Annotated in this window: 3 pseudogenes; all 3 read right to left on the bottom strand. The window is 60.0% G+C overall.

From position 1 onward, the window contains the following. Window positions 1-312 (bottom strand): annotated as a pseudogene (locus tag DC522_RS36675) (DDE-type integrase/transposase/recombinase); the annotation flags it as partial. 102 nt (window positions 313-414) lie between these two features. Then, a pseudogene (locus DC522_RS36680) lies at window positions 415-1,311 on the bottom strand (IS110 family transposase); the annotation flags it as partial. A 215-nt stretch (window positions 1,312-1,526) separates the two neighbouring features. After that, window positions 1,527-1,610 (bottom strand): annotated as a pseudogene (locus tag DC522_RS35625) (IS6 family transposase); the annotation flags it as partial. Window positions 1,611-1,620: the final 10 nt, after the last annotated feature.

The raw sequence follows: 1,620 nt of genomic DNA on the forward strand, positions 1-1,620 counted from the left end.
CCGGTGATCCTGCTCAATCCGATTGTTCAGATAAGCACTTTGCCGAATGCGAATGGGTTTCATACGACGCCGCGAGCGATCTTGAAGCTGGTCTGCGGTGTCGCAGCATAGGATCGCCTCGCGGTTGGTCTGGCTGCCGTCAATCACGATCCTCTCGGGCCTGCCATGCCGCTGGAGTGCCTTGCGCAGAAACCGCTTGGCCGCGGTGAGGTTTCTCCGCTCGCTGAACCAGAATTCGACCGTGTCCCCGTTGCTGTCGATCGCCCGGTACAAATACATCCGCCGCCCGCGGACCTTGATGTAGATACCGTCTGCGCGGTCAAGTCTGGTGGGCAACCGGACAGCAGTAATCGCCCCTGCCTTTGAGGACACCAAAGCAGAGGTGAACCAGCTTGCGCATGGCGGCCCCAAGGTCGACATCTTCGCCTTGCCGCGTTCAAGCAGCCGCTGGTGCTGGGCTTTGATGTCCGGGTTCAGCTTTGTCGCAACAACAGCCGCCATATCGAGCGCGGCATGCAGGCGGGAGTTTCCGGCTTTCGACAACCGCGGCCGCCCTTGAGCGCTCCGGCCCGACTGCCGCTCGATCGGCACCAGACCGAGGAAAGCCGCAACCTGGCGCGCTGTCTCGAACGAGTGACTGCGCAGCAGTGCGAGCATCCGCATGGCAGTTTTGGGACCAACAGCCGGGATGGTGCGCAGCCTCTTCAGATCGGCTTGCAGATCCTCGTGAGCGGCAAAATGCTCTGCAATCGCCTTCTGGAGCAGTTTACATTGAGCTTTAAGCGCTCTGATGCTCGCCGCAAAGGAGTGCTTGATGGCGCTGGAGCAGCCACGAACACGAGCCTGCTCATACCGGTTCTGCTCCCGACGTAGATCACCCTCAAGATCGTCTAGCCGTGCGAGGAGGGCTTGCAGCTCGGTCAGGGGCTTGGCGGGAGGGGTCCACGCTTTTGGCCGGGCCAGACAGCCGTAGCGCGCCAGCAGCACCGCGTTGATCTCGTCGGTCTTGCTCAGAACAGCCATACCCTTGGCAAAGCTGCGGATCTGAGCGGGATTGACGAGAGAGACCGTCATGCCTTTAGCAGCGAGGAGCCGGGCTGCAAGCGCGTGATAAGCCGCTGTCGGCTCGAGAATGGCATGGATCTCGAAGTGATCAGACTTGGATGCCTTCATTGCCCAAGCGGCCGCTCTCTCGATGCCGTCCGGAGTGTGGGAAAACGATTGCTGGCCGATGGGCCGCTGTCGGTCGTGAACGACGACCGCGCAATCAAGTCTTTCTTTTGCGACATCAATGCCGAAGAACACCGTCATAGAGCTTCCTCTCGTCAGGAGAGCCCCTTGCGCTGATCAACCTTGTGAATCCAGGTTTACCCGTCGTGGGATGACCTTTGATACCGTCCGATCTCAGCTGGGGCGCGTGGTGAGGCCGGGCACACCATCTACATCGCAGACTTCTGTCCTATGTCTCGTTCGAGCTATCCCGGCCTCATGCTGTGGGAATGGCCCGCAACACCCATCAAATACAATGTCTCATCAACATGCCATCTACCGGTGACGGCTCGCTTCCGGAGATTGAACTGCTCCAGCAGGAGCGGGGCATAGTGGACGGTCTAGCGATGA

The sequence above is a fragment of the Microvirga sp. KLBC 81 genome (assembly GCF_003075415.1).
Lineage (GTDB): Bacteria > Pseudomonadota > Alphaproteobacteria > Rhizobiales > Beijerinckiaceae > Microvirga.